Here is a 3,695-nt window from a genome sequence, read left to right on the forward strand (position 1 = left end):
GCTGGGCACCGCGAACGGGGATCTGCGCATGCTGATCAACGATGGCGCCATCAGCCGCAGCCTGATGGAGATCGCCGGGTTGAACGTGGGTAACTATGTGGTCGGCAAGCTGTTTGGCGACGAGGACGTGAAAATCAACTGCGCGGCCGCCGATGTGGGTATCAAGGACGGTCTTGCGAGTACGCGGCTGTTTATCTTCGATACCGAGAACGCGATCATCTACATCAACGGCACGGCCAATTTCGCCAGTGAGCAGCTGGACCTGAAAGTCACGCCGGAATCGAAAGGGTTGAGGCTGTTCTCCCTGCGTTCGCCGCTGTATGTACGCGGGCCGTTCGCCAAGCCGAGTGCCGGGGTGCAGGCAGTGCCGCTGGCGTTGCGTGGGGCGGGGATGGTGGCCTTGGGTGTGGTGGCCGGGCCGGCGGCAGGGTTGCTGGCGCTGATTGCACCTAGCAGCGGCGATGATCCCAACCAGTGCACACCGTTGTTGCAGCAGATGAAAGCCGGGAAAGCACCGGCGGCGGTGAAGGGGCGGAAATAGCAGAGGGCCGCTTTGCGGCCCATTCGCAGGCAAGCCAGCGCCCACAGGTATTGCGAAAGCCTGGGCTTTGCGCGGTACTTGTGGGCGCTGGCTTGCCTGCGAATGGGCTGCAAAGCAGCCCCTTGCGATTACAGCCCTTGCAGCAGGTCGGACATGTCGTCCGCGTGCTCTTCCTCCTGCGCCAGGATGTCCTCGAAGATACGCCGCGTAGTCGGGTCCTTATCCCCAATGTACTGAATGATCTCGCGGTAGCTGTCGATGGCAATCCGCTCCGCTACCAGATCCTCCAGCACCATCTCCTTCAACGAATTGCCCGCCACATACTGGGCGTGGGAATTCTTGGTCAGGTTGTCCGGGTTGAAATCCGGCTCGCCCCCCAATTGCACGATCCGCTCGGCAAGTTTGTCAGCGTGCTCGGCTTCCTGATTGGCGTGCTCCAGGAACTCGCTGGCAGCCACGCTGGCCTTGATACCGCTGGCCATGAAGTAGTGCCGCTTGTAGCGCAAGACGCACACCAGCTCGGTGGCCAGCGACTCGTTGAGCAGGCGCAGGATCTCCTGGCGGTCAGCGTGGTAACCCTCGGTCACCGCGCCTTGCTCGACATGCTGGCGGGCACGTTCACGCAGGGTTTTAACATCGGTCAGTTCAGTCGCATTCATGTTCATCTCCGAAAGCATCAGGGTGGTCATGGGCATGTTCTGAAAGACTTACGCGCCGGGGACGGCTTCGCTGTCTTCTTCGCGTTGTTTGCAGGTCTTGAAGCCCTTGGCATCGACATGACCGGTGGCGTCAAAGCGCACGTAGTAGGGCTGCTGCTTGCCGTCGCGGTTGAGGATGTAGTCGTTGCAGGTACCCCCGTGCGGCAGGTCGATCACGTTCGACGGGCTGCCGCCGATGGCGATCACCTTCTGCATGGTCATGCCATGCTCCACCTGCTTGACCAGCGGTTCATCACGGTAGGTGACGTAGTCCACCGGGTTTTCCGGGCGGCTGCCGCAGGCGGCCAGGGTGGCGCTTGCCAGAAGGATTGCCAGGGTCTGCTTGTACATGGTCCCGCTCCTTGCAAAGGGTCTGTGTGGTTTGGAACCGCAACGCGCGCCGGGAGTTCGATTGCGATGGTCATGATCGGCGCTGTAGTGTTGGCCGGTCGTCCACGGAAAGGGGCAGGGCAATGCAGCAGGAATTGGCCACGCGATACCCGCTGGTGCTGGTGCCGGGCATGCTCGGGTTTGTCCGGGCGGTGCTTTACCCCTACTGGTTCGGCATCGTGCCAGCGCTGCGCAAAGGTGGGGCGCAGGTGTTTGCGGTGCAGGTTTCACCGCTGCATTGCAGTGAAGTGCGCGGTGAGCAGTTGTTGATGATCATCGAAGACATCTGCCAGCGCACAGGTGCCGACAAGGTCAACCTCATCGGCCACAGCCAGGGTGCCCTGGACGCGCGTTATGCGGCGGCCAAGCGGCCTGCTCGGGTGGCCTCGGTCACCTCGGTGGCGGGGCCCAACCATGGCTCCGAGCTGGCGGATCACCTTGAACGCACGGCACCGGGCGATTCACCCCAAGGGCGGATCCTCAAGGCCGTGTTGCATGGTCTTGCCGTACTGCTGGTGTGGCTGGAGACCGGTTGGCGCCGGGACCCGCTGCCGGTGGATGTGCATGCCTCGCACCAGTCGCTGACCAGCGCCGGGGTAGCACTGTTCAACCAGGCTTATCCACAGGGGCTGCCGCAGGCCTGGGGCGGGGAGGGGGCCTACGAGGTGAATGGCGTGCGCTATTACTCCTGGTCGGGCACCTTGCAGCCTGGCCTGACCGACCAGGGCCGCAACCGTTTTGACGGCAGCAACCGCTTCTGTCGCCTGTTCGCCCGCAGTTTCGTCAAGGAAAAAGGCCAGTGCGACGGCATGGTCGGGCGCTTCAGCTCGCACCTGGGGCAGGTGATCGGCGACGATTACCCGCTCGACCACCTGGACATCGTCAACCAGTCACTGGGCGCAGTGGGCAAAGGCGCCGAGCCAGTGCGGCTGTTTACCGAACATGCGGCTCGGCTCAAGGCTGCGGGGCTCTAGCGGCGAATCGGCGTGGTCCAGCGCTCGGCCAGCACCACCCCTGCCAGGGTCATCAGGCCGCCGGCCAGGTGGTAGCTGGCCAGTTGCTCGTCGAGTACCACTGCAGCGATCAGTGCAGTGACCAGCGGCAGCAGGTTGAAGAACAGTGTGGTGCGGCTTGGCCCCAGGCGGTGCACGGCCTGCATCCACAGCAGTGGCGCGATCATCGACGCCAGCACACAGGCGTACAGCACCAGACTGACGTTGCGGCTGTTCAGCCCGGTTTTGTCCGACAGCAGAAACAGCGGCAACAGCACGATGATCGCCACCAGCACTTGCAGGTACAGCAGCTGCAGCGGCGGTAGGCGCAGCTGCCATTTCTTCAGCAGGAAGCTGTATAACGCGTAGGCCAGGGTGGCCACCAGCATCAGCAGGTCGCCGCTGTTCAGGCCTTGATCAAGCAGGCTGGCCGGGTGGCCGGCGCTGACCACTTCGAGCACGCCGACAAACGACACCACTGCGCCCAGCAATGCACCGTAGCTCAGGCGTTGACCCAGCCAGGCGATGGACAGAGCCAGCGACATCAGCGGCATCAGCGAGAGGATGATGCCCATGTTGGTGGCGCTGGTGATGCTGGCGGCGAAGTAGGCCAGGCTCTGGTACATCGCCATGCCCAGTACGCCGAGGAGGCCTACCTTGGCCAGGTGCGGGCGGATGGCCGCGCGGTTGCGCCACACAGCGGGCAGCAGGAATGGGGTGAACAGCAGGCCGGCCAACAGCCAGCGATAGAAGCCGATCTCGGCAGGGTGGATGGCCCCGGCGGACATCTTGGTGACCACGGTGTTGCCGGCCCAGATAAGGATGGCGGTGAGGGGGAAGAGGTAGTTCATTGAGCGGGTTACTCGTCTCGGCCTGATTGGGGCTGCAGAGCAGGCCCTCGATAGGCCTGTATTATCGATTGTCTGTCTAAAAGCCTATACTCTTAACCGGGAGTGTCAGGTTTTTTGTGTGCGGGCCGGTAATGGCCTGCCGCCCGGCAGGCCTTGATTTCACCAGGTTGGCCTGATGAACCGATCTCCGTACAGAATCGCAAATTGATTCATCGCACTTTTC

5 protein-coding genes are annotated in these 3,695 nt (G+C 62.7%); 2 read left to right on the forward strand and 3 right to left on the reverse strand.

Annotated elements, in window-relative coordinates; genetic code table 11:
* Positions 1-541: AsmA family protein (locus tag HP547_RS27925; RefSeq protein WP_172288687.1), on the forward strand; the 541-nt coding region annotated here is incomplete at its 5' end.
* Between the two features lie 128 nt (positions 542-669).
* On the opposite strand, the gene HP547_RS27930 is transcribed toward HP547_RS27925, so the two are convergent.
* Together HP547_RS27930 and osmE are read right to left on the reverse strand one after the other, a co-directional pair.
* A complete protein-coding gene (locus tag HP547_RS27930) occupies positions 670-1,200 on the reverse strand; it encodes a bacterioferritin (RefSeq protein ID WP_172233136.1) in 531 nt (176 codons plus the stop codon).
* A gap of 48 nt (positions 1,201-1,248) precedes the next feature.
* Positions 1,249-1,590, reverse strand: coding sequence for an osmotically-inducible lipoprotein OsmE (gene osmE / locus HP547_RS27935; RefSeq protein WP_172233139.1), 342 nt, complete (start codon positions 1,588-1,590; stop codon positions 1,249-1,251).
* 122 nt (positions 1,591-1,712) lie between these two features.
* Here osmE and HP547_RS27940 point away from each other — a divergent pair, with 122 nt between their 5' ends.
* Complete coding sequence (locus tag HP547_RS27940; RefSeq protein WP_172288689.1) at positions 1,713-2,603, forward strand: triacylglycerol lipase; 891 nt, start codon at positions 1,713-1,715, stop codon at positions 2,601-2,603.
* Here the strand turns inward: HP547_RS27940 and HP547_RS27945 are convergent.
* Positions 2,600-3,472 carry a DMT family transporter gene (locus tag HP547_RS27945; protein WP_172288691.1) on the reverse strand — a complete coding sequence of 291 codons (873 nt, stop codon included), beginning with the start codon at positions 3,470-3,472 and terminating at the stop codon, positions 2,600-2,602. The genes HP547_RS27940 and HP547_RS27945 overlap by 4 nt on opposite strands.
* Between the last annotated feature and the right edge of the window lie 223 nt (positions 3,473-3,695).

Origin of the sequence: Pseudomonas sp. CM27 (assembly GCF_013179515.1) — a bacterium.
Taxonomy (GTDB): domain Bacteria; phylum Pseudomonadota; class Gammaproteobacteria; order Pseudomonadales; family Pseudomonadaceae; genus Aquipseudomonas.